At 67.4% G+C, this 24922-nt stretch carries 30 protein-coding genes; 9 read left to right on the forward strand and 21 right to left on the reverse strand.

Going from position 1 to position 24922, the window contains the following annotated elements:
- The first annotated feature begins 28 nt into the window (after positions 1 to 28).
- The 4 genes from PcP3B5_RS02555 (at position 29) to trmB (ending at position 2379) form a co-directional block, all read left to right on the forward strand.
- Positions 29 to 403, forward strand: coding sequence for a DUF423 domain-containing protein (locus PcP3B5_RS02555; protein ID WP_009615211.1), 375 nt, complete (start codon positions 29 to 31; stop codon positions 401 to 403).
- Between the two features lie 101 nt (positions 404 to 504).
- A complete protein-coding gene (thiS, locus tag PcP3B5_RS02560; protein WP_009615213.1) occupies positions 505 to 705 on the forward strand; it encodes a sulfur carrier protein ThiS in 201 nt (66 codons plus the stop codon).
- A gap of 57 nt (positions 706 to 762) precedes the next feature.
- Positions 763 to 1569 (forward strand): thiazole synthase, encoded by an 807-nt coding sequence (locus PcP3B5_RS02565; protein WP_009615215.1) that lies wholly within the window; start codon positions 763 to 765, stop codon positions 1567 to 1569.
- Positions 1570 to 1707: 138 nt separating this feature from the next.
- The gene (gene trmB / locus PcP3B5_RS02570; protein WP_218585327.1) at positions 1708 to 2379 is read left to right on the forward strand and encodes a tRNA (guanosine(46)-N7)-methyltransferase TrmB; all 672 of its coding nucleotides are present in this window, start codon (positions 1708 to 1710) and stop codon (positions 2377 to 2379) included.
- A gap of 410 nt (positions 2380 to 2789) precedes the next feature.
- On the opposite strand, the gene PcP3B5_RS02575 is transcribed toward trmB, so the two are convergent.
- The 15 genes from PcP3B5_RS02575 to PcP3B5_RS02645 all read right to left on the reverse strand — a co-directional run bounded on the left by PcP3B5_RS02575 (position 2790) and on the right by PcP3B5_RS02645 (position 13916).
- Positions 2790 to 3044 (reverse strand): hypothetical protein, encoded by a 255-nt coding sequence (locus PcP3B5_RS02575; protein ID WP_009615219.1) that lies wholly within the window; start codon positions 3042 to 3044, stop codon positions 2790 to 2792.
- A gap of 50 nt (positions 3045 to 3094) precedes the next feature.
- Complete coding sequence (locus tag PcP3B5_RS02580; protein WP_009615221.1) at positions 3095 to 3418, reverse strand: DUF3392 domain-containing protein; 324 nt, start codon at positions 3416 to 3418, stop codon at positions 3095 to 3097.
- Between the two features lie 60 nt (positions 3419 to 3478).
- On the reverse strand, positions 3479 to 4318 hold the full coding sequence (locus PcP3B5_RS02585) for a glycosyltransferase (RefSeq protein ID WP_061560512.1): 840 nt from the start codon (positions 4316 to 4318) through the stop codon (positions 3479 to 3481).
- Between the two features lie 14 nt (positions 4319 to 4332).
- Positions 4333 to 5529 carry a radical SAM family heme chaperone HemW gene (gene hemW / locus PcP3B5_RS02590; protein WP_061560513.1) on the reverse strand — a complete coding sequence of 399 codons (1197 nt, stop codon included), beginning with the start codon at positions 5527 to 5529 and terminating at the stop codon, positions 4333 to 4335.
- Positions 5526 to 6119, reverse strand: a complete 594-nt coding sequence (rdgB, locus tag PcP3B5_RS02595) for an RdgB/HAM1 family non-canonical purine NTP pyrophosphatase (protein WP_009615226.1) — start codon at positions 6117 to 6119, stop codon at positions 5526 to 5528. Before rdgB ends, hemW begins: the two co-directional genes overlap by 4 nt.
- On the reverse strand, positions 6116 to 6538 hold the full coding sequence (locus PcP3B5_RS02600) for a DUF4426 domain-containing protein (protein WP_009615227.1): 423 nt from the start codon (positions 6536 to 6538) through the stop codon (positions 6116 to 6118). Before PcP3B5_RS02600 ends, rdgB begins: the two co-directional genes overlap by 4 nt.
- Positions 6539 to 6573: 35 nt before the next feature.
- Positions 6574 to 7194, reverse strand: a complete 621-nt coding sequence (gene metW / locus PcP3B5_RS02605; protein WP_009615228.1) for a methionine biosynthesis protein MetW — start codon at positions 7192 to 7194, stop codon at positions 6574 to 6576.
- A gap of 9 nt (positions 7195 to 7203) precedes the next feature.
- Positions 7204 to 8343, reverse strand: a complete 1140-nt coding sequence (gene metX, locus PcP3B5_RS02610; RefSeq protein WP_043269509.1) for a homoserine O-succinyltransferase MetX — start codon at positions 8341 to 8343, stop codon at positions 7204 to 7206.
- A gap of 66 nt (positions 8344 to 8409) precedes the next feature.
- Positions 8410 to 9015 (reverse strand): ATPase, encoded by a 606-nt coding sequence (locus PcP3B5_RS02615; protein WP_043269507.1) that lies wholly within the window; start codon positions 9013 to 9015, stop codon positions 8410 to 8412.
- Positions 9016 to 9018: 3 nt separating this feature from the next.
- Positions 9019 to 9210, reverse strand: a complete 192-nt coding sequence (locus PcP3B5_RS02620; RefSeq protein WP_009615231.1) for a hypothetical protein — start codon at positions 9208 to 9210, stop codon at positions 9019 to 9021.
- A gap of 62 nt (positions 9211 to 9272) precedes the next feature.
- Complete coding sequence (locus tag PcP3B5_RS02625) at positions 9273 to 11240, reverse strand: dynamin-like GTPase family protein (protein WP_061560514.1); 1968 nt, start codon at positions 11238 to 11240, stop codon at positions 9273 to 9275.
- A 111-nt stretch (positions 11241 to 11351) separates the two neighbouring features.
- Positions 11352 to 11648, reverse strand: coding sequence for a DUF167 domain-containing protein (locus tag PcP3B5_RS02630; protein ID WP_058487695.1), 297 nt, complete (start codon positions 11646 to 11648; stop codon positions 11352 to 11354).
- Positions 11649 to 11787: 139 nt separating this feature from the next.
- Positions 11788 to 12381: a YggT family protein gene (locus PcP3B5_RS02635; RefSeq protein ID WP_009615234.1), complete on the reverse strand. Its 594-nt coding sequence runs from the start codon at positions 12379 to 12381 to the stop codon at positions 11788 to 11790.
- A gap of 10 nt (positions 12382 to 12391) precedes the next feature.
- Positions 12392 to 13210, reverse strand: a complete 819-nt coding sequence (proC, locus tag PcP3B5_RS02640; RefSeq protein ID WP_061560515.1) for a pyrroline-5-carboxylate reductase — start codon at positions 13208 to 13210, stop codon at positions 12392 to 12394.
- A 16-nt stretch (positions 13211 to 13226) separates the two neighbouring features.
- Positions 13227 to 13916: a YggS family pyridoxal phosphate-dependent enzyme gene (locus PcP3B5_RS02645; protein ID WP_061563194.1), complete on the reverse strand. Its 690-nt coding sequence runs from the start codon at positions 13914 to 13916 to the stop codon at positions 13227 to 13229.
- Between the two features lie 73 nt (positions 13917 to 13989).
- Here PcP3B5_RS02645 and pilT point away from each other — a divergent pair, with 73 nt between their 5' ends.
- The 5 genes from pilT to PcP3B5_RS02670 all read left to right on the forward strand — a co-directional run bounded on the left by pilT (position 13990) and on the right by PcP3B5_RS02670 (position 19658).
- Positions 13990 to 15024 (forward strand): type IV pilus twitching motility protein PilT, encoded by a 1035-nt coding sequence (gene pilT / locus PcP3B5_RS02650; RefSeq protein ID WP_009615237.1) that lies wholly within the window; start codon positions 13990 to 13992, stop codon positions 15022 to 15024.
- A 104-nt stretch (positions 15025 to 15128) separates the two neighbouring features.
- Positions 15129 to 16274, forward strand: a complete 1146-nt coding sequence (locus PcP3B5_RS02655) for a PilT/PilU family type 4a pilus ATPase (RefSeq protein ID WP_009615238.1) — start codon at positions 15129 to 15131, stop codon at positions 16272 to 16274.
- A gap of 293 nt (positions 16275 to 16567) precedes the next feature.
- The gene (locus PcP3B5_RS02660) at positions 16568 to 16972 is read left to right on the forward strand and encodes an NINE protein (protein WP_043269499.1); all 405 of its coding nucleotides are present in this window, start codon (positions 16568 to 16570) and stop codon (positions 16970 to 16972) included.
- A 143-nt stretch (positions 16973 to 17115) separates the two neighbouring features.
- Entirely contained in the window at positions 17116 to 18489 is a 1374-nt protein-coding gene (locus PcP3B5_RS02665; RefSeq protein ID WP_061560516.1) for a pyridoxal-phosphate dependent enzyme, read from the forward strand.
- A complete protein-coding gene (locus PcP3B5_RS02670) occupies positions 18486 to 19658 on the forward strand; it encodes a cystathionine gamma-synthase (protein WP_043269495.1) in 1173 nt (390 codons plus the stop codon). Before PcP3B5_RS02665 ends, PcP3B5_RS02670 begins: the two co-directional genes overlap by 4 nt.
- A gap of 356 nt (positions 19659 to 20014) precedes the next feature.
- Here the strand turns inward: PcP3B5_RS02670 and PcP3B5_RS02675 are convergent, their stop codons facing one another.
- The 6 genes from PcP3B5_RS02675 to PcP3B5_RS02700 form a co-directional block, all read right to left on the reverse strand.
- Positions 20015 to 21286, reverse strand: a complete 1272-nt coding sequence (locus PcP3B5_RS02675) for a dihydroorotase (RefSeq protein WP_061560517.1) — start codon at positions 21284 to 21286, stop codon at positions 20015 to 20017.
- Positions 21283 to 22287 (reverse strand): aspartate carbamoyltransferase catalytic subunit, encoded by a 1005-nt coding sequence (locus PcP3B5_RS02680; protein ID WP_061560518.1) that lies wholly within the window; start codon positions 22285 to 22287, stop codon positions 21283 to 21285. Before PcP3B5_RS02680 ends, PcP3B5_RS02675 begins: the two co-directional genes overlap by 4 nt.
- A gap of 38 nt (positions 22288 to 22325) precedes the next feature.
- The gene (gene pyrR, locus PcP3B5_RS02685; RefSeq protein ID WP_009615244.1) at positions 22326 to 22835 is read right to left on the reverse strand and encodes a bifunctional pyr operon transcriptional regulator/uracil phosphoribosyltransferase PyrR; all 510 of its coding nucleotides are present in this window, start codon (positions 22833 to 22835) and stop codon (positions 22326 to 22328) included.
- Between the two features lie 120 nt (positions 22836 to 22955).
- Positions 22956 to 23384: a Holliday junction resolvase RuvX gene (gene ruvX, locus PcP3B5_RS02690; protein ID WP_009615245.1), complete on the reverse strand. Its 429-nt coding sequence runs from the start codon at positions 23382 to 23384 to the stop codon at positions 22956 to 22958.
- A complete protein-coding gene (locus tag PcP3B5_RS02695) occupies positions 23384 to 23950 on the reverse strand; it encodes a YqgE/AlgH family protein (protein ID WP_009615246.1) in 567 nt (188 codons plus the stop codon). Before PcP3B5_RS02695 ends, ruvX begins: the two co-directional genes overlap by 1 nt.
- A 50-nt stretch (positions 23951 to 24000) precedes the next feature.
- A complete protein-coding gene (locus tag PcP3B5_RS02700) occupies positions 24001 to 24894 on the reverse strand; it encodes an energy transducer TonB (protein ID WP_009615247.1) in 894 nt (297 codons plus the stop codon).
- Between the last annotated feature and the right edge of the window lie 28 nt (positions 24895 to 24922).

A 24922-nucleotide genomic window follows, 5' to 3' on the forward strand; every position in this document is an offset into this window, starting at 1 on the left:
CGGGCTTGACCCTCCAGGGAGTTTTCCCATGCTGCGTACCTTCCTGCTGTTCGCTGCTTTCTTCGGCTTCACCGGGGTGGCCCTCGGCGCCTTCGCCGCCCACGGCCTGAAGAGCCGCCTGAGCGCCGACTACCTGGCGATCTTCCAGACCGGCGTGCATTACCAGATGCTCCATGCCCTGGCCCTGTTCGGCGTGGCGCTGCTGTCGGCGCACCTGGGTGGCCGCCTGGTGGGCATCGCCGGCGGGTTCTTCGTCGCCGGCATCCTGATCTTCTCCGGCAGCCTCTACCTGCTGACGCTGACTTCCACCCCGGTGCTCGGCGCCATCACGCCCATCGGCGGCGTCTGCTTCCTCGCCGGCTGGCTGTGCCTGGGCCTGGCGGCCTGGAGGCTGGCGGGCTGACCCGGACGTCAGAATCGCCGGCCGATGGCCCGCTTGCGCCTTGGTCATCGCCGGCTCTCGGGCTAGAATGCCCACCCCCTCCAATCGCGACGGTGCTGCCCATGCGTATCCAGTTGAACGGCGAACCCTACGAGCTGCCCGACGGCCAGAGCGTGGCCCACCTGCTCGAACGCCTGGAACTGGGCGGGCGCCGCGTCGCGGTCGAACTGAACCTGGACATAGTGCCGCGCAGCCAGCACGCCGCTACCGCCCTCAAGGAGGGCGACCAGGTGGAGGTGGTGCACGCCATCGGCGGCGGCTAGGCCGTCGCTTCCCCGATTCAGGCCCCGCCCCACCCGCTTTTGCTGAGGAAAGATCCGATGAGCCAAGCCTCTTCCACCCTGCCGGTCGACAAGCCTTTCACCCTCGCCGGGCGCACCTATGAATCGCGCCTGCTGGTCGGCACCGGCAAGTACCAGGATCTCGACGAGACGCGCCGCGCCATCGAGGCCTCCGGCGCGCAGATCGTCACCGTGGCGGTGCGCCGCACCAACATCGGCCAGAACCCCGACGAGCCCAACCTGCTCGACGTGATCCCGCCGGACCGCTACACCATCCTGCCGAACACCGCCGGTTGCTACGACGCCGTGGAAGCCGTGCGCACCTGCCGCCTGGCCCGCGAACTGCTGGACGGCCACAACCTGGTCAAGCTGGAAGTGCTGGCCGACCAGAAGACGCTGTTCCCCAACGTCGTGGAAACCCTCAAGGCCGCCGAAGTGCTGGTCAAGGACGGCTTCGACGTGATGGTGTACACCAGCGACGATCCCATCATCGCCCGCCAACTGGCTGAGATGGGCTGCATCGCGGTGATGCCGCTGGCCGGCCTGATCGGCTCCGGCCTGGGCATCTGCAACCCCTACAACCTGCGTATCATCCTCGAGGAAGCCACCGTTCCCGTGCTGGTCGATGCCGGCGTGGGCACCGCCTCCGATGCCACCATCGCCATGGAGCTGGGCTGCGAGGCGGTGCTGATGAACACCGCCATCGCCCACGCGCAGAACCCGGTGATGATGGCCGAGGCCATGAAGCACGCCATCGTCGCCGGTCGCCTGGCCTACCTGGCCGGGCGCATGCCGCGCAAACTGTACGCCAGCGCCTCCTCGCCGATGAGCGGCCTGATCGGCTGACCCCGGCGCGGCGCCCCGAGCGGGCCGGTTCGCCAAGCGCGGGCCGGCCCGTCGTCACTTTCACTGCCCCGTTTTTTCCAAGGTCCGAACATGAGCGATACCCAGCAGCCCCAGGCCGAGCAGGCCACCGACCGGCCGATGCGCACCATCAAGAGCTTCGTGATGCGCGCCGGGCGCATGACCGAAGGCCAGCAGCGCGGCCTCGACCAGGGCTGGCCGCGCTTCGGCCTGGAACTGGCCGACGGCCCGCGCGACTTCGACCAGGTGTTCGGGCGCAAGGCCCCGCGCACCTTCGAGATCGGCTTCGGCATGGGCCACGCCACCCTGGAGATGGCCGCCGCGGCGCCGGACCAGGACTTCATCGGCGTCGAAGTGCACCGCCCGGGCGTGGGCGCGCTGCTCAACGGCATGCTGACGCAGAATCTCACCAACATCCGCGTCTACAGCTGCGACGCCCTGGAAGTGCTGCGCGACTGCGTGGCCGACGCCAGCCTGGACCGCGTGCTGCTGTTCTTCCCCGACCCCTGGCACAAGGCGCGCCACCACAAGCGCCGCATCGTCCAGCCGGCCTGGGCGGAGCTGGTGCGCAGCAAGCTGAAGGTCGGCGGCGTCCTGCACATGGCCACCGACTGGGAACAATACGCCGAGCACATGCTGGAAGTGATGAACGCCGCGCCCGGCTACCGCAACCTGTCCCCGGACAACACCTACGTGCCGCGCCCGGAAGAGCGCCCGGTGACCAAGTTCGAACGCCGCGGCGAGCGCCTGGGCCATGGCGTCTGGGACCTGAAGTTCCAGCGCGTCGACTGAGTCACCGAAACGTCCTACATGGGAATGGCGTGGGTGGGGCGGCGCGTGTCGACTGCGCCGCAATGCTCTTCGTAGGATGGGTTGAGCCTGCGAAACCCATGCGGCCGCGGTGATGGGTATCGCTTCGCTCAACCCATCCTACGAGGGCGTTCCCCTGCCCCTGTAGGAGCGGGCCCTGCCCGCGATATCGCGCGCAGGGCGCGCTCCTACATGGCAATGGCGTGGGTGGAGCGGCGGCGTGTCGACTGCGCCGAGGTGCTCTTCGTAGGATGGGTTGAGCCTGCGAAACCCATGCGGTTGCGGTGATGGGTATCGCTTCGCTCAACCCATCCTACGTCAGTGTTTCCCCTGCCCCTGTAGGAGCGGGCCCTGCCCGCGAATCGCGCGCAGAGCGCGCTCCTACCCCGGAATCAGTCGATCAGCTCCGCGCCGACCACCGTGATGTCCGGCAGGCTCAGCGGCGCCGGGGTGATCTGCAGGTACTTGATGCTGCTGCGCGGGATCAGCAGCAGGTCGCCGTCCACCTCGATGCTCAGGCAGGGCGACTCCAACTGCTTGCGGATGCCCTGCGCCACCTCCACCGGGTCCTCGCTCTGTTGCGGGAATCGCAGCGCCAGGCGCTGGCCGTCGACGAAGTGCAGGTACAGGTGCTTGATCGGTTTCATGGCGTTTCCCCAGCTGCGCGTTGGCTACTGGGGAAACACTAGCAGGCCCGTCAGCTGCGGTCGGCGATCATGCCGATGATGAAGAACAGCAACAGCAGCACCGGCGCCAGGGTGTAGTTGTTGAAGTAGTTCAGGCCGTGGGCCACCCAGGGGGTGACGAAGACCATGGCCAGGCCGTAGCCCACGGCGCAGATGAGCACGAACAGCAGGGTGCGGAAGACGAAGTTGAGGCTGCCGATGCGCTGCTGCACCCAGGCGTTGATCGCCGGGCCGAACAGCACCAGCAGGGTGGCCATGATCGCCAGGGCGATATCGGACAGATGGCTGCGGCTCCAGCGGGAGGCGCTGGCGATCAGGTCGAGGGCGAAGTCCATGCAGGCTCCTTGGTCGGGGGCGGTCGACGGGGAAGTTTACCCGAGCGACAGGTGGGTGGTTCAGCTGTCGGGCTTTTTTCGCAGCAGCAGTTGCAACGTCTTCCAGGCCAGTTTCTTGTCGCGCAGCAGCAGAAGCTGCTTGATCAGGCGCAGCGGCAGGTGGCGCCGGTAGCTGGCGAAGAGTTCGGGGCGGTGCTGGCTGTAGTAGCGGTACTCCGACTCGTAGATGCTTTCGTAGCGGGCCCGGGATACCTGGTTGCGGCTGCTGATCGAGAGGTTCTGGCGGATTCCCGCGGCCATGACGTAGACCTGCTTGCCGTCGGACAGCGCGTGGTGGAAGGCCCAGTGGTCCAGGTAGTCCAGCGGGAAGGCGGGATTGAAGCCGCCGATCCGGTCCAGCCAGGTCGTGCGCCAGCAGGCGCCGGAGTTGATCGCGGTCATCTGCTGCCTGCGATAGCCGGTCTCGATGCCCTCCGCACTGGCGCGGACACGGCTGTTGTCCATGGGCGAGACCTGGCGCTGGCCATCGCTGACCCGCGGCACCAGGCAGACGCAATCGGCGGCCAGGCCGTCCGCCCGTTCTGTCAGTTCGTGGAAATACGCCTCGGGCAGTCGGGTGTCCTGGTCGAGCAGCAGCAGCCAGTCGTGGCCTTGCTCGCAGGCGTCGCGCAGCGCCAGGTTGTAGGCGGCGGCGAGGCCCGGGTTGCTCGGGTCGTGTCTGTAGTTCACGGCGATGGGGTATTCGCCGGGCGGCAGCGCCTGGGGCGTTGGGCTGTTGTCGTGGATGACCAGGCTGACGTCATGGGTGGCCAGCAGGTCCTGGTTCTGCATGAGGCTGCGGAAGCTCTCCGAGTCGCCGAGCTTCTGCTTGTAGATCACCAGGACGATGGTCGCTCGCATGCCGCGCGCAGGCCTCAGGGCAGGAACTGCTGCAGCAGGTCGTTGAGGAACAGCTGGCCGCGCTCGGACGGCCGCAGGCGCTCGTCGTCCTCGGCCAGCAAGCCCTGGGCGCGGGCTTCGCGGCAGGCTTCGGCGATGGCTTGCAGCGGCAGGCCGGTGCGCTGCTCGAACAGCTCTGCCGGGACCCCGTCCACCAGGCGCAGGGCGTTCATCATGAACTCGAAGGGCAGGTCGGCCGCTTCCAGCACCCGCTCTCCGGCCTGGAAGGCCTTGGCCGGGTTCAGGTAGTCCTTCGGCAGGCGCGTCTTCCAGGTGCGCAGGATGCGGCCTTCGGGGCTGCTGAGCTTGGCGTGGGCGCCGGCACCGATGCCGAGGAAGTCGCCGAAGGTCCAGTAGTTGAGGTTGTGCCGGGCGCGCAGGCCGTCGCGGGCGTAGGCCGAGGTCTCGTACTGGAGGTAGCCGGCTTGCGCCAGGCGGGCCTGGCCGGCTTCCTGGATTTCCCAGAGGGCGTCGTCTTCCGGCAGTTCCGGCGGCTGGCTCCAGAACACCGTGTTCGGCTCCATGGTCAACTGGTACCAGGACAGGTGCGTCGGGGCCAGGGCGATGGCCTGCTCCAGGTCGGCCAGGGCGTCGGCCACGCTCTGGTCGGGCAGGCCGTGCATCAGGTCGAGGTTGAAGTTGTCGAAGCCGGCGCGGCGCGCCATGTCCGCCGCGCGCACCGCCTCGTCGCCGTCGTGGATGCGCCCCAGGGCCTTGAGCTTATCGGCCTGGAAGCTCTGCACGCCGATGGACAGGCGGTTGATGCCCAGGGCCCGGTAGTCGGCGAATTTGGCCTGTTCGAAGGTGCCGGGGTTGGCCTCCAGGGTGATTTCGATGTCGTTTTCGAAACCGACTTCGCGCTCCAGGCCTTCGAGGATGCGCCCCAAGGCACTGGCGGAGAACAGGCTGGGCGTGCCGCCGCCGAAGAAGATCGAGGTCAGCTTGCGGCCGTGGACGTGCTGCCGGTCAGCCGCCAGGTCGGCCAGCAGCGCCTGGACGTAGGCGTCCTCGGGCAGCTCCGGGCCGGCGGCGTGGGAGTTGAAGTCGCAGTACGGGCATTTGCGCACGCACCAGGGGATATGAATGTAGGCCGACAGGGGCGGGAGCTGAAAGCCGGAAGCTGGAAGCTGGTGGCTTTCAGCTTCGAGCTTCGAGCTTTCAGCTGCTTTCATAACCCCAACCGCTGTTTCAGCAGGGCCATGGCGCGGGCGCGGTGGCTCAGGCGGTTCTTCTGCTCGGGGGGCAGTTCGGCGCTGGAGCAGCCGCTTTCCGGCACCCAGAACAGCGGGTCGTAGCCGAAGCCGTGCTCGCCGCGGGCCTCGTGGAGGATGCTGCCTTCCCAGATGCCTTCGCAGAGGATCGGCAGCGGGTCGTCGGCATGCCGCACCAGGGCCAGGACGCTGACGAACTGCGCGCCGCGCTGGTCGTCCGGCACGCCCTGCAGGGCGTCCAGCAGCTTGGCGTTGTTCGCCGCATCACCCTTGCCGTCGGCGTAGCGCGCGGAGTAGATGCCCGGCGCGCCGCCGAGGTAGTCCACCGCCAGGCCCGAGTCGTCGGCCAGCGCCGGCAGCCCGGAGATGCGCGCGGCGTTGCGCGCCTTGAGGATGGCGTTCTCGACGAAGGACAGGCCGGTTTCCTCTGGCTCCACGTCGCTGAACTCGCCGATCGAGCGCACCTTCACGTGGGCGCCCAGCATGGCCTGGAGTTCCTTGAGTTTGCCGGCGTTGTGACTGGCCAGCACCAGTTGTTCGAGCTTGATCATTCGTCTGGGTAGATTTCCTGGAGGAACTCGAAGCTTTGCGGGGCTTCGGAGCCTTTCTGTACCTGGATGTCGAAGGTCAGGGTGTCACGGCCTTCGATGGGGAACTGGGCGATGTGGTAGACCGCGCCTTCTTCCACCACGCGCTTGAAGGTCAGCGGGATCGGCTGGCCCATGAGGTTCTTGGCGGTGCCGGAGACGGTGACCTGGGCCGGCTTGCCGCTGGCGTCCAGCGGCACGATGTTGACCACGCCCTGGGCCTTGCTGCGCACCACGCCGACGGCCGCGGCGACCTTGGGTTGGAGGAAGCTGGAGTTGTAGACGCTGTAGTGGACCTTGAGGTCCCCCAGCGTGGTGGCCTGCTCGGCGAAGGCCGGCAGTGCCAGGAACAGGCAGAACAGCAGGGAGGCTAGGCGGCGCATGGTTTTCTTCTCCTGGGTTCGGGGCCCCGGGCGGTTCAGACGGCGATGCGGTGGTCCGGCAGGCTTGGACCGCTGACCCGGTAGATGCCGATTTCACCCAACAGATTAGGCCAAACTCGGCACGACCAGCGATGACGGTGGTCACGATCCACCGCCAGGCGGTCGAGCACCCGCAGGCGCTTCTCGCGGCACAGCGCCTCGAAGTCCTTGAAGGTGCAGAAGTGGATGTTCGGCGTGTTGTACCAGGTGTAGGGGAGGAATTCCGACACCGGCATGCGGCCGTTGCGCGCCAGGTACCAGCGGCAGCGCCAGTGGCCGAAGTTGGGGAAGGTGATGATGCAGGTGCGGCCGACGCGGAGCATTTCCTCGAGGATCCTGTCCGGGTAGTGCACGGCCTGCAGGGCCTGGGTCATGACCACCACGTCGAAGCTGTTGCTGGCGAAGCTGCCGAGGCCCTTGTCCAGGTCCTGCTCGATGACGTTCACGCCGCGTTCGACGCACTTGGCGATGTTTTCGCTGTCGATTTCCAGGCCGTAGCCGGTGACCTGCTTGTGTTCGGCCAGCCAGGCGAGCAGTTCGCCGTCGCCGCAGCCCAGGTCGAGCACCCGGCTGCCGGCGGGGATCCAGTCTTGGATGATGTCCAGGTCGGCGCGCATGGGGCTTCCTTATACGCTGATGCGGTTCATGTAGGCGCTGAAGGCCTGCAGGTAGCGGGGGATCGGCATGAGGAAGGCGTCGTGGCCCTGGGGTGCGTCGATCTCCAGGTAGCAGACGTTCTTCTTCGCCGCGATCAGGGCGTCGACGATCTCCCGCGAGCGCGCCGGGGAGAAGCGCCAGTCGGTGGTGAAGGACATCAGGCAGAAGTCCGCCTTCACCCCGGCCAGGGTGCGCACCAGGTCGCCGTCGTGGGCGGAGGCCGGGTCGAAATAGTCCAGCGCCTTGGTCATCAGCAGGTAGGTGTTGGCGTCGAAGCGGGTGGAGAATTCCTCGCCCTGGTAGCGCAGGTAGCTCTCGACCTGGAATTCGACGTTGTAGAGGTCGTAGTTGAGCTTCTCGGCCTTGCGGTCGCGGCCGAATTTCTCGCCCATGGCGTCATCGGACAGGTAGGTGATGTGCCCGACCATGCGCGCCAGGCGCAGGCCGTGGCGCGGGATCACGCCCTGTTCCTGGAAGTGGCCGCCGAGGAACTCAGGGTCCGAGAGGATGGCCTGGCGCGCCACTTCGTTGAAGGCGATGTTCTGCGCAGAGAGCTTGGGCGCGCTGGCGATGCACAGGCAGTGGCGCACGCGCTCGGGGTAGCTGATGGTCCACTGCAGCGCCTGCATGCCGCCCAGGCTGCCGCCGACCACAGCGGCCCACTGATTGATGCCCAGGCGATCAGCCAGGCGAGCCTGGCTGTTGACCCAGTCTTCCACGGTGACCACCGGAAAATCGGAGCCGTAGATGCGCCCGGTCTCCGGATCGAGGCTGGTGGGGCCGGTGGAGCCGTTGCAGCCGCCGAGGTTGTTCAGCGCGACCACGAAGAACTTGCGGGTGTCGATGGCCTTGCCCGGGCCGATGCAGCTGTCCCACCAGCCCGGCTTGCGCTCGTCGGGGCTGTTGTAGCCGGCGGCGTGGTGGTGGCCGGAAAGCGCATGGCAGATCAGCACGGCGTTGCTCGCCGTGGCGTTCAGCTCGCCGTAGGTCTCGATCACCAGCTGGTATTCGGGCAGCGTCCTGCCGCTGGCCAGGGCCAGGGGTTCGCTGAAGTGCAGCGTCTGGGGAGAGACCAGACCGACGGAATCTTCGGGGAAGACTGTTGGCATCGACCCAGCTCATGAATAAAAGGAGGGCGCCAGTCTAAAGAGGGTGGCCAGAGAGGGCAAGGTTGCTCAGCCAGGCAGGTTCTGGCGGATTTTCAGCGCCCATTCCGGGGTTTCGGATTCATCGCAGTAGCATTTGGAAAGTCGCCCGTCGCGGGTTCTGAATAGCGGGCGGGGTTCCTGTCGATCCACGGAGTTGTCGAACACGTAGAGTCGGTCCACCCAATTGGCCAGTGCATCGCAATTGACTATGGATTTGAAGTAGCGCGAGACGATTTTGCTGATGCGCACTTCGTGGCCGCCATCCATATAGCGGAAAGTGATGCGTGAGGCATTGATGGCTGGGTGCGTAGTGCTGACGAAAAATACCCTGACGAAATAGCCGGCATCCTTGGCCCGAGCGATGAAGTCCAGTTTGTCATCCGTGGAAAGCACCGTCTCGAAGGCCAGGCTCGTCCCCTCGACCAAGGCTTTCTCACGCAGTTGCTGGGCCTTGTTGGCCGCTTCGATGGCTGCCTCTTCGGAGTTCCAGCCCCCGAATTCCCGTTCGGCGATTTCATCCGGATTGATGAAGATGCAGCCTTCCAGCCACTGATGTTCGCGAAGCTGCTCGGTGATGGAGGTCTTGCCGGAGCCATTGGGGCCGGCGAAGACGATCAGCCTGGGTTTTTCCATGCTTCAGGTTTTGGGCTGGGGGCGCTGGTCACGACGCTTGCGGCTGTCTTCGAAAGCGGCGTTCAACGATGCCCTGAGCTGCTGGTCGACGCGGGATATCCGCTGCCGGGCGGCCTGACGAACCTCGCTCAGCAGGTCGGACAACTGCTCCTCGCTGGGTTCGTTGGGGTTGGAGATCAGGTTGTAGTTCGACATGGGCGGTACTCCCCATCGATAGGACTTTCCGAGCATAGGGAGTCTGCCTGGAAAAACCAAGTTCAGGCGCGCTGCGAGCCGGGCAGGGCGACCACGCGGGCCTGGCGCTGCAGCGGCGAGGGGCGGCGCAGCAGGCGGAGGATTTCCGAGGCTTCGGCCAGCTGTTTTTCCAGCTCTTCCTGGTAGCGCGCCATGAGCAGGGCGCGCTGGCGCACCTGCTGGGTTTCCTGGGCCAGGGCCTTCAGGCGCAGCATGTGGGTTTCCAGCAGCTGCTTGTTCTCCAGGGTGTACTGCATCAGCGGCATCAGGGCGTCGCTGGCCCAGCGCTCGACTTCCTCGCGCACGCGCTGGTGCAGGAGGATGACTTCCTGGGCCAGGGTGGCGATGAAACGCCGCGTCAGCAGGCGCTGTTCGGTGAGCAGGGTCTTGAGCTGCAGGCGGAAGCGGTCGGCCTGCTCGCGCAGCCGGGCCAGTTCGCGCTGGTAGGCGGCGACGTCGAAGCGCGGGGCGTCCAGGGCGTTCAGCGGGTTTTCCTGGTTGTGCCGCTGGTAGATGGCCTCGACCATGCGGTTACCCAGCTCGGCCTCGTGCTGCAGGCTGTGCAGGTCGCCCTCCACGGCCTGGAAGAAGTTCAGGATGGCCTGGTTGATGCCCAGGGTGGTCCAGCTGCCGCGCAGTTTCTCGTGGACCTTGGCCAGGTGCCGCTCCAGGCGTTCGGCGCGCACGGTCTGGCCGAGCAGCTCGCCCTGGCGGCGCAGTAGGCGCTGGTTGGTCTTCAGGTTGAGCAGGCTGCGGTGGTGCAGGCCGTGGTCTTCCTTGGTCCGCGCGGTCAGCTCGAACAGCAGCTGGCCGCTGTCCTGCTGCTGGCCTTCGAGCTGCGCCTGCTGTTCGCGCAGGCGCTCCAGGCGGGCGCGCAGGCTGTGCTGGCTGTTGTTCAGCAGGGCCAGCACCTGGCCGAGCACCGCGCCCTCCAGCAGGCGCTCCTTGTCCGCCACTATGCGCTCGCAGAGCAGGTTCTCCAGGTTTTCCAGCTGGCTGCGGGCGAGCAGCTCGGCGTCCTTGCGCACCTTGGCCAGCAGCGCCTGCTTGGCCGACAGCGGCAGCACGCTGTCGCGGGGGATGCCCAATTGCCGAGCGGTGGCGTCGCGGATGCGCTGGATGGCGTTGTGCACGAAGGTATCGCCGGCCAGGTCGTCCCAGAGCACGTCGACCTTGTTCAGCACCGCGTACAGGGTGCACTGGCCGTCTTCCACCAGGTGCCGCACGTGGTCCTGCCAGACCGCCAGGTCCGAGGCGGTGACGCCGGTGTCGGCGGCCAGCAGGAAGATCACCGCCTGGGCGCTGGGCAGCATCGACAGGGTCAGTTCCGGCTCGCTGCCCAGGGCGTTCAGCCCGGGGGTATCGAGGATGCGCAGGCCCTGGCGCAGCAGCGGGTGATCGAAGTTGACCAGGGCGTGGCGCCAGGCTGGCACGCGCACATGGCCGGGGCGTTCGGCGGCTTCCAGCATGTCCGGGAGGAAGCCCAGCTGGATCGCCTGCTCCACCGGCAGGCTCTTGGTCCGGGCGGTCTGCGCGAAGGCCTGGGCCATGTTGGCCGGGTCGGAGGTGTCCAGGGGGATGTTCACCCAGTGCCGCGGCACCTGCTTGAAGCGGGCGATGCTGGCGTCGGCCACCCGCGTCTCGATGGGCAGCAGGCGGATGTAGGGGCGTTCGGAGCGCGGGTCGAAGAAGATCTCGGTGGGGCACATGGTGGTGCGCCCGGCCTGGGAGGGCAGCATGCGCTGGCCGTACTCGGAGAAGAACAGGCTGTTGATCAGCTCGGTCTTGCCGCGGGAGAACTCGCCGACGAAGGCCAGGGTGATGTGGTCCAGGCGCAGCAGGCGCAGGGCGCGCTCCAGGCGCGCGTCTATGTCGGCGCTGTTCAGCCGGCTCTGCTCCAGCCAGCTGCGATAGCGGATGATGTCCCGGACCAGTTCCCGCTTCCAGGTGACGTAGGCGTCGATCTGCTGACTGAGTCGCTCCATGCTCATCCAGGCGGTCCTGTGGCTTGCGCGTCCTGCGCGGGGGAAGAATGCCTGGATTATGAAGCGCGGCGAGGTGGCGTCAATTGGCCTGTATCACATTCCTATCTGTAAGGTCGGTCAAGGCGACCGAGCGGTTATCCCCAGCTCGGCCGGCAGCCGTGCCGGCCGGGGAATGCGCACGCGCTTCTGGCGGTTCAGCTCGCCGCTCTCGAGTATTACCGCGCTTTTCGGCACGCCGAAGGCCTTGCCGAGGAACGCCAGCAGGTGGGCGTTGGCCTTGCCCTCCACCGGCGGGGCGGTGAGGCGGATCTTCAGGCGCTCGCCGTGCAGCCCGGCGAACTCGTCGCGGCTCGCCTTGGGCTGCAGGTGGCAATCGAGGATCAGGTCCTCGCCGTCCCAGCGGTAGAAGCTCATTGGCGTGTCGAACTCCCGGAGCGCGCGAGCTAGAGCGAGACGAGGCGGAAACAGCCGGGGATGCGCAGTTTACGTTCTGTAAATGAGCAATCACCGGCTGTTTCCAACGCTGTATCGCCGACGCGCCGCCGCTCCCTGTTTACATGAACGGGCTGAGGATCTGCGGCATCCCGGTCATGGCCGCCAGGTTGCCGATCACCAGCATGTCGAGCAGCTTCAGCGCGATGAAGGCGAAGATCGGCGAGATGTCCAGCCCGCCGAGGTTCGGCAGCAGCTTGCGGAAGGGCGCCAGCAGCGGCTCGCAGATCTGGTTCACCAGCTGCGCGCCGGGGTTGTAGCTGCCGGGGGCGACCCAGGAGAGGATCACGCTGATGATCAGGGCGAAGAAGAACACCTTGAGGAACAGCGAGGTCACGGCGATCACCGACCACACCAGCAGTTGCAGGACGTACCCGCCGACGCCGTAGCCCATCAGCGTCAGGGTGACGATCATCAGCACCAGCTGGACCAGGATGGCCAGCACCAGGGACGCCAGGTCGATGCCGCCGAAGCCGGGGATCACCCGGCGCAGCGGGTTCAGCAGCGGCTTGGTGGCGCGCACGATGAACTGGCTCAGCGGGTTGTAGAAGTCGGCGCGCACCAGCTGCAGGATGAAGCGCAGCAGGACGATCAGCAGGTAGAGGCTGCCGAGGGTCTGGATGACATAGATGGCAGCGGTGGAAAGTCCGGTCATGTAAGGCTCCTCATTGCCCCAGTTGTTCGGCCAGTTCGGCGGAACGGTGGTCGGCGGCGGCCAGGGCGCGCTCGACCAGTGCTTCGAATCCATTCGCCTGGAAGGAAGTGATGGCGGCTTCGGTGGTGCCCTTGGGCGAAGTCACGCGGCGGCGCAGTTCGGCCGGGCCGACGTCGCTGGCCACCGCCATGCGCGCGGCGCCCAGGGCGGTCTGCCGGGTCAGGCGGGCGGCGACTTCGTGGCTCAGGCCGAGCTTCTCGCCGGCGACGGTCATGGCTTCCATCAGCAGGAAGAAGTAGGCCGGGCCGCTGCCGGAGACGGCGGTGACGGCGTCGATCTGCTTCTCTTCGTCCAGCCACAGGGCGATGCCCACCGCGCCCAGCAGCTGTTCGGCCTGCTGGCGCTGGGCCGGGCTGACCTGGGCGGTGGCGTACAGGCCGCTGGCGCCTTCGCCCAGCAGCGCCGGGGTGTTGGGCATGCAGCGTACCAGCAGCTCGGTGCCCAGCCAGCGCGACAGGCTGGCGCAGGGAATGCCGGCGGCGATGGAGACGATCAGCTGGCCCGGTTCGAGCAGCGCGGCCAGGGGCTCGCAGACCTGCTTCATGACCTGCGGCTTGACCGCCAGGACCACCACGTCGGCGCCGGCGATGGCGCTGGCGTTGTCCTCGAACACCTCGATGCCGTGCTCGGCGGCGATCTTCGCGCGCTGTTCGGCGCCCGGGTCGCTGGCGCGGATGTGGCTGGCGGGCACGCCCTGGGCGCGCAGGCCACCGATCAGGCTGGCGGCCATGTTGCCGGCGCCGATGAAAGCGATGCGGGTGCTGCTCATGGGTTGTGTTCCTTGATCAAGAATGGGGACCGTAGTCGCGCGCGCCGAACAGCGCGGTGCCGATGCGCACCCAGGTGGCGCCTTCGGCGACGGCGGCTTCGAGGTCGTGGCTCATGCCCATGGACAGGGTGTCCAGGCCGAGGTTCAGGGCAGTCAGGAGTTCCCGCAGGCGGGCGAAGGCGGCGCGCTGGGCGGCGACGTCCTCGGTGGGTTCGGGGATGGCCATCAGCCCGCGCAGCTTCAGGTTGGGCAGGGCGGCCACGGCGCGGGCCAGGGCCGGCAGTTCCCCGGGGGCGCAGCCGGACTTGCTGGCCTCGCCGCTGACGTTCACCTGCAGGCAGACGTTGAGCGGCGGCAGGTGCGCCGGGCGCTGCGCGGACAGGCGCTCGGCGACCTTCAGGCGGTCCACCGAGTGCACCCAGTGGAAGTGCTCGGCGATGGGCCGCGTCTTGTTCGACTGGATGGGGCCGATGAAGTGCCAGGTGAGCGCCAGGTCGGCCAGTTCCACCTGCTTGCCGAGGGCTTCCTGCAGGTAGTTCTCGCCGAAATCGTCGAGGCCGGCGGCATGGGCTTCGCGGATGTCGGCGGCGGGCTTGGTCTTGCTCACCGCCAGCAGCGCTACGCTGCCCGAAGGCCGCCCGCAAGCTTGCTCCGCCTCACGGATACGCTCGCGAACCTTTGCAATATTCTCTGCTATCGTGGACATTACCTGCGCTCTGAGGCCCGGCTGCTGCAAGTTCAGCGGCATTCTACCTGCTTGCATTGGATTGGGGAGTCCCATGGATATTACCGAGTTGCTCGCCTTCAGCGCCAAGCAAGGCGCTTCGGACCTGCACCTCTCGGCCGGCCTGCCGCCGATGATCCGCGTCGACGGCGACGTGCGCCGCATCAACCTGCCGCCGCTGGAGCACAAGCAGGTGCACGCGCTGATCTACGACATCATGAACGACAAGCAGCGCAAGGATTTCGAGGAATTCCTGGAAACCGACTTCTCCTTCGAAGTGCCGGGCGTGGCGCGTTTCCGCGTCAACGCCTTCAACCAGAACCGCGGCGCCGGCGCCGTGTTCCGGACCATTCCCTCCAAGGTGCTGACCATGGAGGATCTGGGCATGGGCGAAGTGTTCAAGCGGGTTTCCGACGTGCCGCGCGGGCTGGTGCTGGTGACCGGGCCGACCGGTTCGGGCAAGTCCACCTCGCTCGCGGCGATGCTCGACTACCTGAACAACACCAAGTACAGCCACATCCTCACCGTCGAGGACCCGATCGAATTCGTCCACGAATCGAAGAAGTGCCTGGTCAACCAGCGCGAGGTGCACCGCGACACCCTCGGCTTCAACGAGGCGCTGCGCTCGGCCCTGCGTGAGGACCCGGACATCATCCTGGTCGGCGAGATGCGCGACCTGGAAACCATCCGCCTGGCGCTGACCGCCGCGGAAACCGGCCACCTGGTGTTCGGCACCCTGCACACCACCTCCGCGGCCAAGACCATCGACCGTATCGTCGACGTGTTCCCCGCCGAGGAGAAGGCCATGGTCCGTTCCATGCTCTCCGAATCGCTGCAGGCGGTGATCTCCCAGACCCTGCTGAAGAAGATCGGCGGCGGCCGGGTGGCGGCCCACGAGATCATGATCGGCACCCCGGCGATCCGCAACCTGATCCGCGAGGACAAGGTGGCGCAGATGTACTCGGCCATCCAGACCGGCGGCGCGCTGGGCATGCAGACCCTCGACATGTGCCTCAAGGGCCTGGTCGCCAAGGGCCTGGTGACCCGCGACGCGGCGAAGGAAAAGGCGAAGATTCCGGAAAACTTCTGATTCTCCCCGGGCCCGGTGCCCGGCCAGGCGGCGCGGCACACGCACGGGCGGCCTGGATGACAGTCGAATCGCACAGTGCGTGAACGAATCAGGTTGGATCGATCATGGAATTCGAGAAGCTTCTGCGGCTGATGGTGGAGAAGGGCGCCTCGGACCTCTTCGTCACCGCCGGCGTGCCCCCGTCGATGAAGGTCAACGGCAAGGTGCTGCCGGTGACCAAGACCCCGCTGTCGCCCGAGCAGACCCGCGAGACGGTGCTGGCGGTGATGAACGAGCAGCAGCGCCGCGACTTCGCCGAGCACCACGAGTGCAACTTCGCCATCAGCGCCCGCGGCATCGGGCGCTTCCGCGTCAGCGCCTTCTACCAGCGCAACCTGGTGGGCATGGTGTTGCGCCGCATCGAGACCAACATCCCGACCATCGAGGACCTCAAGCTGCCGGAGATCCTCAAGAAACTGGCCATGACCAAGCGCGGGCTGGTGATCTTCGTCGGCGCCACCGGCACCGGCAAGTCCACCTCGCTGGCGGCGATGATCGGCTACCGCAACAAGAACTCCACCGGGCACATCATCTCCATCGAGGACCCGATCGAGTACATCCACCAGCACCAGGGCTGCATCGTCACCCAGCGCGAGGTGGGGCTGGATACCGACACCTTCGAGGTGGCGCTGAAGAACACCCTGCGCCAGGCGCCGGACGTGATCATGATCGGCGAGGTGCGCTCGCGCGAGACCATGGAGCACGCCGTGGCCTTCGCCGAGACCGGCCACTTGTGTCTGGCCACCCTGCATGCCAACAACGCCAACCAGGCGCTGGAGCGGATCATCCACTTCTTCCCGGCCGACCGGCACCAGCAGATCTGGATGGACCTGTCGCTGAACCTCAAGGCCATCGTCGCCCAGCAACTGGTGCCGACCCCGGACGGCAAGGGCCGCCGCGCGGTGATCGAGGTGCTGCTGAATACCCCGCTGGCCGCCGACCTGATCCGCAAGGGTGAGGTGCATGAGCTGAAGCCGTTGATGAAGCGCTCCACCGAGCAGGGCATGCAGACCTTCGATCAGGCGCTGTACCAGCTCTATTCCCAGGGTGAGATCACCTATGAGGATGCGCTGGCCTATGCCGACTCGGCCAACGATCTGCGGTTGATGATCAAGCTTGGGTCGGAGACCGATGCGGATCATCTGTCGAGCATGACTCAGGGGTTGACCCTGGAGCTGAGCGAAGACGATCCGAATCGCCGCTTCCGCTGAGCAGCTCCCTCGCCGCAACCCGCAATTATCATGAACGCCGGAGCGTAGGGCGAATAACCGTTCGCGGTTATCCGCCGATACACGGAGGTCTCGGCCCGCGCCCAGGTCAACCCTGGAGTCGCCGGGGGCCAAGGCCAAACGGCGGATAACGCCATAGGCGTTATGCGCCCTACGGTCCTTTGCCCGAAAAGCCTGTCAGCGGCTTTGTATTCCCCGCGACTTTTCTTACAGTGGCGATAAACCCGCCGCGATCGCGTCGGTCGAATCCAGGAATCCCTGCCAAGGAGCGCTTCATGCCCAATACCCCCGACACCCACAGCAAGGTCATCGGCTACCTGCTATGGATTTTCGGCTTCACCGGTTCCCACCGCTTCTACTATGGCAAGCCGGTCAGCGGGACCATCTGGTTCTTCACCCTCGGGCTGTTCTTCATCGGCTGGATCATCGACCTGTTCCTGATCCCCTCGATGGACGACGAGGCCGACCTGCGCTACCGCAGCGGCGCCCTGGACTACAACGTGGCCTGGATCCTGCTGACCTTCCTCGGTGTGTTCGGCGTGCACCGCATGTACATGGGCAAGTGGCTGACCGGCATCCTCTACCTGTGCACTGGCGGCCTGTTCTTCCTCGGCGTGCTCTACGACTTCTGGACGCTCAACGCCCAGGTCTCCGAGCGCAACGGCCCGCAGCGGCTGTAAGCGTTCCTTGCCGGAAAGCCCGCCCACCGGCGGGCTTTTTCGTCAGCCGGCATGGCGACGGGCGCGCCGCCGGCCTATGGTCAGGAAGACCATAAAGGCGCGCTGCCGGGCGATCCCCGCGGCGCCGACAAGGAGTGGATGCCATGAGCAACGAACTTCGTCCTGCCGTACTCGACCTGATCGGCAACACGCCGCTGGTGCAGGTCAGCCGCTTCGATACCGGCCCCTGCACGCTGTTCCTCAAGCTGGAATCGCAGAACCCCGGCGGCTCGATCAAGGACCGCATCGGCGTGGCCATGATCGAGACCGCCGAGCGCGACGGCCGCCTGCAGCCCGGCGGGACCATAGTCGAGGCCACCGCCGGCAACACCGGCCTGGGCCTGGCCCTGGTGGGCCGCGCCAAGGGCTACCGGGTGGTGCTGGTGGTGCCGGACAAGATGTCCAGCGAGAAGGTCCTGCACCTCAAGGCCATGGGCGCCGAGGTGCACATCACCCGCTCCGACGTCGGCAAGGGCCACCCGGAGTACTACCAGGACGTGGCCGCGCGCCTGGCCGCGGAAATCCCCGGGGCCTTCTTCGCCGACCAGTTCAACAACCCGGCCAACCCCCTGGCCCACGAAACCAGCACCGCCCCGGAAATCTGGCAGCAGACCGGCCATGACCTGGACGCCATCGTCGTCGGCGTCGGCTCCGCCGGCACCCTCACCGGGCTGACGCGCTTCTTCCGCCAGGTGCAGCCGAACCTGGAGATGGTCCTGGCCGACCCGGTGGGCTCGGTGATGGCCGGCTACGTGCGCGACGGCACCCTCGGCGAGGTCGGTTCCTGGGCGGTGGAAGGCATAGGCGAGGACTTCATTCCCTCCATCGCCGACCTCTCCAGCGTGCGCCACGCCTATTCCATCAGCGACGAGGAGAGCTTCGCCCATGCCCGCGAACTGCTGCGCGCCGAAGGCATTCCCGGCGGTTCCTCCACCGGCACCCTGCTGGCCGCCGCCTTGCGCTACTGCCGCGAGCAGACGCAGCCCAAGCGCGTGCTCAGCTTCGTCTGCGACACCGGCACGCGCTACCTGTCCAAGGTCTACAACGACCAGTGGATGACCGACCAGGGCCTGCTGCAGCGCAAGCGTTACGGCGACCTGCGCGACATCATCGCGCGGCGCTTCGAGGAGGGCCGGGTGATCAGCGTGGGGCCGGACGACACCCTGCTCACCGCCTTCCAGCGCATGCGCCTGGCCGACGTCTCGCAGCTGCCGGTGCTGGCCAACGGCAGGCTGGTCGGGGTCATCGATGAATCCGACATCCTGCTGGGCGTGCACGCCGACGCCAGCCATTTTCGCCAGCCGGTGGCCAGCGCCATGACCACCCGCCTGGAAACCCTGGCCCCGGACGCCAGCCTGGCCGAACTGCAGGCCGAGCTGGACTGCGGCCTGGTCGCCATCATCGCCGACGCCTCGGGCTTCCATGGCCTGATCACCCGTTTCGACTTGCTCAACCACCTCCGGAGAACGCTCCCATGAGCCAGGATTCCAAGGCCTCGCGCGGTTTCGCCACGCGGGTCATCCACGCCGGCCAGGCGCCCGATCCTTCCACCGGCGCGCTGATGCCGCCGATCTACGCCAACTCCACCTACCTGCAGGACAGCCCTGGAGTGCACAAGGGCCTGGACTACGGGCGCTCGCACAACCCCACGCGCTGGGCCCTGGAGCGCTGCGTGGCGGACCTGGAGGGCGGCAGCAAGGCGTTCGCCTTCGCCTCCGGGCTGGCGGCCATCTCGGCGACCCTGGAATTGCTCGATGCCGGCTCGCACATCGTGTCCGGCAACGACATCTACGGTGGCACCTTCCGCCTGTTCGAGCGCGTGCGCCGGCGCAGCGCCGGGCACGAATTCAGCTTCGTCGACCTCACCGACATCGGCGCCATCGAAGCCGCGCTGCGCCCGGAAACCCGCATGGTGTGGATCGAGACGCCGAGCAACCCGCTGCTGCGCCTGGCCGACCTGGAGGCCATCGCCCGCCTGTGCCGCAGCCGCGGCATTCTCTGCGTGGCCGACAACACCTTCGCCAGCCCGCGCATCCAGCGCCCGCTGGAGCTGGGCTTCGACGTGGTGGTGCATTCGACCACCAAGTACCTGAACGGCCACTCCGACGTCATCGGCGGCATCGCCGTGGTCGGCGACAACCCGGAACTGGCCGAGCGCCTGGGCTTCCTGCAGAACGCCGTGGGCGCCATCGCCGGCCCCTTCGACGCCTTCCTCACCCTGCGCGGGGTGAAGACCCTGGCCCTGCGCATGGAACGGCACTGCGCCAACGCCCTGGAACTGGCCCAGTGGCTGGAACGCCAGCCGCAGGTGGCGCGGGTGCACTACCCGGGCCTGCCCTCGCACCCGCAGCACGAGCTGGCCAAGCGGCAGATGAACGGCTTCGGCGGGATGATCTCGATGGACCTGGCCACTGACCTGGCCGGCTCGAAGCGTTTCCTGGAGAACGTGCGCATCTTCGCCCTGGCCGAGAGCCTGGGCGGGGTGGAGAGTCTGATCGAGCATCCGGCGATCATGACCCATGCCACCATTCCGCCGGCTACCCGGGCTGAGCTGGGGATAGGCGATGCGCTGGTGCGGTTGTCGGTGGGGGTGGAGGATGTCGAGGATCTGCGTGCGGATTTGGCGCAGGCGTTGGCGACTATCTAGGGGCGGGGGCTTTTTTGTAGGAGCGAGCTTGCTCGCGAACGGTGCTTTCCGGCCATGCTGTGCATGAGGTCACCTCCGTCCCCTCTCCCCAGCCCTCTCCCTGAAGGGAGAGGGGGCTTGTTCGTGCCGAGAGAAGGCCTGGTTTCAGCCGGCAGTCTCTGTGCTAGCCGGCTGACGCCAGCACATCCAACTCTGCCCAACGGTCCCCTCTCCCTTCAGGGAGAGGGTTAGGGAGAGGGCGCTCTAAAGCTCAACGCCAAAAATCGCCTGCAAGCCCCCTTCGCGAGCAAGCTCGCTCCTACAGGAAAAGAAAAAGCCCGCCGGATGGCGGGCTTCTTCTTCATGCCTGGGCAGGCTCAGATGGCATGCACGATATGCCCATCCACCAGCGTGCAACGCACCGCGCCCGGCAGGCAGTGGCCGATGAACGGGCTGTTCTGCCCGCGGGAGTACCAGGTCTCGCCGGCCAGAGTCTGGCCCTCGGCCTCGAACAGCACCAGGTCTGCCGCCTCGCCCACCGCTATGCGGCCGGCCGGCAGGCGCAGCGCGGCGGCCGGGCCGGTGGTCAGGCGCGCCAGCAGGGTCGGCAGGTCGAGCAGGCCGTCCTGCACCAGGGTCATGGCCAGCGGCAGCAGTAGTTCGACGCTGCTGATGCCCGGCTCGGTGTCGGCGAAGGGGGCGTTCTTGGCGTCCGCCTCGTGGGGCTGGTGGTGGCTGGCGATGGCTTGTATCACGCCGCTCTTCACCGCTTCGCGCAGGGCGTCGCGGTCCTTGCGCGAGCGCAGTGGCGGCTGCACGTGGTAGAGGCTGGAGAAGTCGGCCAGGGCCTCGTCGGTGAGGATCAACTGGTACAGCGCCACGTCGGCGGTCACCGGCAGGCCGCGGGCCTGGGCCTGGGCGATCATCTCCACGCCGCGGGCGCTGGTCAGCTGGCTGAAGTGCGCGCGCACGCCGCTCTGCTCCACCAGCAGCAGGTTGCGGGCCAGGGCCACGGTCTCGGCGCTCTCGGGGATGCCGGCCAGGCCGCGGAAGCTGGCGGTGGGGCCGTCGTGGGCCAGGCCGCCCTGGGCCAGTTCGGCATCCTGGGAGGTGAAGATCACCGTCAGGTCGAAGGTCGCCGCGTACTCCAGCGAGCGCAGCAGCACGCGGTTGCTGGCCAGCGGCGCCAGGCCGTTGCTGAAGGCCACGCAGCCGGCGTCGCGCAGGGCGGCCAGTTCGGACAACTGCTCGCCGGCCAGGCCGCGGGTCAGCGCGCCTATGGGGAAGACCTTGGCATTGCCGGCCTCGCGGGCGCGGTCGAGGATCAACTCGGCCACCGCCGGGGTGTCCAGCACCGGCCTGGTCTGCGGCGGGCAGCACAGGCTGGTGACGCCGCCGGCGCTGGCGGCGCGGGTTTCGCTCTCGATGTTGCCCTTGCGGCTGTAGCCCGGCTCGCGCAGGGCCACGTTCAGGTCCACCAGGCCGGGCGCGGCGATCAGGCCGGCGGCGTCCAGCTCCTGGGCGGCGTGGAAATCGGTCGGGGCCTGGCCCAGGGCGATGATCCTGCCGGCTTCTATATGGACGTCGCAGACCTGGTCCAGGCCGCTGGCCGGGTCGATGACGCGGGCGCCGTGAATGCTGACGGTCATTGCGCGTCCTCCTGTTCCAGCTGGCGTTGGGCGTTCTGCCCGCTCATGGCCATGGACAGCACGGCCATGCGGATGGCGATCCCGTAGGTCACCTGGTTGAGGATCACCGACTGCTCGCCGTCGGCCACCGCGGATTCGATCTCCACGCCGCGGTTGATCGGCCCCGGATGCATGACGATGGCATCGGGCTTGGCCAGCTTCAGGCGCTTCTGGGTCAGGCCGTAGAGCTTGAAGAACTCGCCTTCGCTGGGCAGCAGGCCGCCCTGCATGCGCTCGCGCTGCAGGCGCAGCATGATGACCACGTCGACGTCCTTGAGGCCTTCGTTGGCGTCGGTGAACACCTTCACCCCGTAGACCTCCTCCAGGCCGATCGGCAGCAGGGTGCGCGGGGCGATGACGCGGATGTCCGGGCAGCCGAGGATCTTCAGCGCCAGCATGTTCGAGCGTGCCACCCGCGAGTGCAGGACGTCGCCGACGATGGCCACCGAGAGGTTCTCGAAGCTGCCCTTGTGGCGGCGGATGGTGAGCATGTCGAGCATGCCCTGGGTCGGGTGCCCGTGGCGGCCGTCACCGCCGTTGATCACCGCCACCCTGGGGCTGACGTGCTCGGCGATGAAGTGCGCGGCGCCCGAGTCGCTGTGGCGCACGACGAACATGTCGGCGGCCATGGCCTCGAGGTTGCGCAGGGTGTCGGTGAGGGTCTCGCCCTTGCTGGTCGAGGAGGTCGACACGTTCAGCGTGATGACGTCGGCGGACAGGCGCTGGGCGGCCAGTTCGAAGGTGGTGCGGGTGCGCGTGGAGTTCTCGAAGAACACGTTGCACACGGTCTTGCCGCGCAGCAGCGGGACCTTCTTTACCGCGCGCGCGCCGACTTCGAGGAAGGAGTCGGCGGTGTCGAGGATTTCGGTCAGCAGCTCGCGGGGCAATCCGTCGAGCGAGAGGAAGTGGCGCAGCTGGCCCTGGTCGTTGAGCTGCAGCGGGCGCTTGGCGTCTGTCGGCATGGGGCAGGCCCTGAAATGTGGAGAGGTGGCGCGCGCGTTCAGAGCGCGCTGATAAGGGTGCGCTCGAGGACGAGTGGTGCGGGACCGCGCAATTTTACCCTTTCATTGGGGGCCAGCGACAGGGTCTGGCCGACCACGTCGGGGCGGATCGGCAGTTCCCGGGCGTTCAGGTCCAGCAGGCAGACCAGGGTCACGCTGGCCGGGCGGCCGTAGTCGAACAGCTCGTTGAGCGCGGCGCGGATGGTGCGGCCGCTCATCAGCACGTCGTCGACCAGGACCAGGTGCTGGCCGTCGATCTCGAATGGCAGTTCCGACGGACGGACCTGCGGGTGCAGGCCGCTGCGGGTGAAGTCGTCGCGGTAGAAGGAGACGTCGAGGATGCCGAGGATTTCCTCGCTGTGCAGTTCCTTGAGCAGGGCCTGGGCGACCCAGATGCCGCCGGTGTGGATGCCGACGAAGCGCGGCGTGTCTATGCCGCGCTCGGCGAGGTGGTTGCGCAGGTCGGTGGCCATGCGCGGCAGGAGTTCGGCGGGACTGGGCAGGTTCATGACATCTCCTGGATGACTCGTGGCGGTCCAGGCTGGGCCGCCGTGGATTCCTCGGGCGCCCGTGTGCGGCGGGTACCCGCTCAAGATTAGCGCGTGTGCCGCGGCCGGCACTGCCGCAGGTCAAGCGCCGCCGTGGGCCTCCAGCCAGCCCTCGAGCAGCAGGGCCGCGGCCAGGGCGTCCACCGGGCGTTCGCGGTAGCCGTCGCGCTGGCCCTGGGCCAGGCGCTCGCCCTTGGCGGCGTAGGTGGTCAGGCGTTCGTCGTGGGTGTGCACCGGCAGGTTGTAGCGGCCGTGCAGGCGGCGGGCGAACTTCTCGGCGCGCTCGCTCATCTCGCTGGGCGTGCCGTCCATGTTCAGCGGCAGGCCGACGACGATGGCGTCCGGCTGCCATTCCTTGATCAGCGCCTCGACGCGGTTCCAGTCCGGCACGCCGTTCTGCGCCTTGAGCACGCAGAGTTCGCGGGCCTGGCCGGTGACCGCCTGGCCGACGGCGACGCCGATCTGCTTGGTGCCGTAGTCGAAGCCCAGCAGCAGGCGCGGCGCGCCCATCAGGCGTGCCCGGCCTGGGCGGTGAGCAGGCTGAGGTTGATCCCCAGGCGCTGTGCGGCGGCGGCCAGGCGCTGCTCGGCGGGCACGTCGAAGAGCACCTCCAGGTCCGCCGGGCAGGTCAGCCAGGCGTTGTCGGCCAGCTCGGCCTCCAGCTGGCCGGCTTCCCAGCCGGCGTAGCCGAGGGCGATGACGCTCTGCGCGGGGCCGCTGCCGTCGGCGATGGAGAAGAGCACGTCCTGGGAAGTGGAAAGGTTCAGCTCGCCCAGCTCCAGGGTGGCCTGGAACAGTTGCCCGGCCGGGTGCAGGACGAAGCCGCGGTCGGTCTGCACCGGGCCGCCGCTGTAGACGGTGATGCCCTGGCAACGCGCCGGCGGCAGGGGCTCGGGGCGCAGCTGTTCGAGCACGTCGCTGAGGTTCAGGCCGCTGGGGCGGTTGATCACCAGGCCCATGGCGCCCTGCTCGTTGTGCTCGACCAGGTAGGTCAGGGTCTGGGCGAAATTGGGATCGGCCATGTGCGGCATGGCGATCAGGAAATGGTGCTTGAGGTAGGTGGGCGCTGTATTCATGGCGCTAGTTTCAGGCTTGGGCGCGCGGCCTGCAAGCCGCCCGGAGGGGGCTATCGACTCGACAGACGGTCGCCGCGCTCGAAGCGCCAGGTGCGGATGATTTCCAGGCGGTCGATGTCCGCCAGGTCGCCGCTGAACGGGGCGAAGGGCGCGGCCAGGCGGACGATGCGCTGGGCGGCCTGGTCGAGCAGAGGCTGCCCGGAGGACTCCAGTACCTGCACCTCGTACAGCGAGCCGTCGCGGTTGATCGACACCAGCAGCCGCAGGCTGCCGTAGATGCGCTGGCGGCGGGCCTCGTCGGGGTAGTTGAGGTTGCCGATGCGCTCGATCTTCTTGCGCCACTCCTCCTTGTACCAGGCGCCCTTGTCGCGCATGGTCGAGGCGGCGGTCAGGCGGTGGATGCGCGGGCGCTTGGCGTAGGCCTGGCGCTCCTTGGCAAGGTCCGCCTCGAGGCTGGAGATTTCCGCCGACAGCTGGCTGGAGTCGAACTGCGGCGCTGGCTGGGCGACCTGCTCGGCCTTGGGCTTCTGCGGCTTGGCCTGGACCTTCTGCGGCTTCGGCGCCTTGGTGGCCACGGCGGTCTTGGGCGATTCCGCCTCCTTGGCCTGCTTCGGCGTCGGCGGCGGGGCGACCTTCTTCGCCTCGCTGTCCTGGAACGGCGCCTGCTCGGTGGTCTTGGGGATGGCCTTGTGCTCGAGGGTGCCGCTGCCTTCCTGGTTCATCTGCGCCAGGTAGTCGGCCTTCTCCGGCTTCTTCTCGCTCTTGAAGGTGGCCAGGGTGATTTCCAGCGTCTTGCTCAGCTGGCTCGGATGGGGCATGGAGAAGCCCACGCCGAGGATCAGCGCCACATGCAGCACCGCCGCCACGAACAGGGTGAAGCCCAGGCGGTCCGCCGGGCGGACGCCGGAGGACGGGAAGGCTTGGGGGGAGGTTGCAGCGTTCATTGCATATAGGGTTGGCCGGGGTGGGCGA

The sequence above is a fragment of the Pseudomonas citronellolis genome (assembly GCF_001586155.1).
Lineage (GTDB): Bacteria > Pseudomonadota > Gammaproteobacteria > Pseudomonadales > Pseudomonadaceae > Pseudomonas > Pseudomonas citronellolis.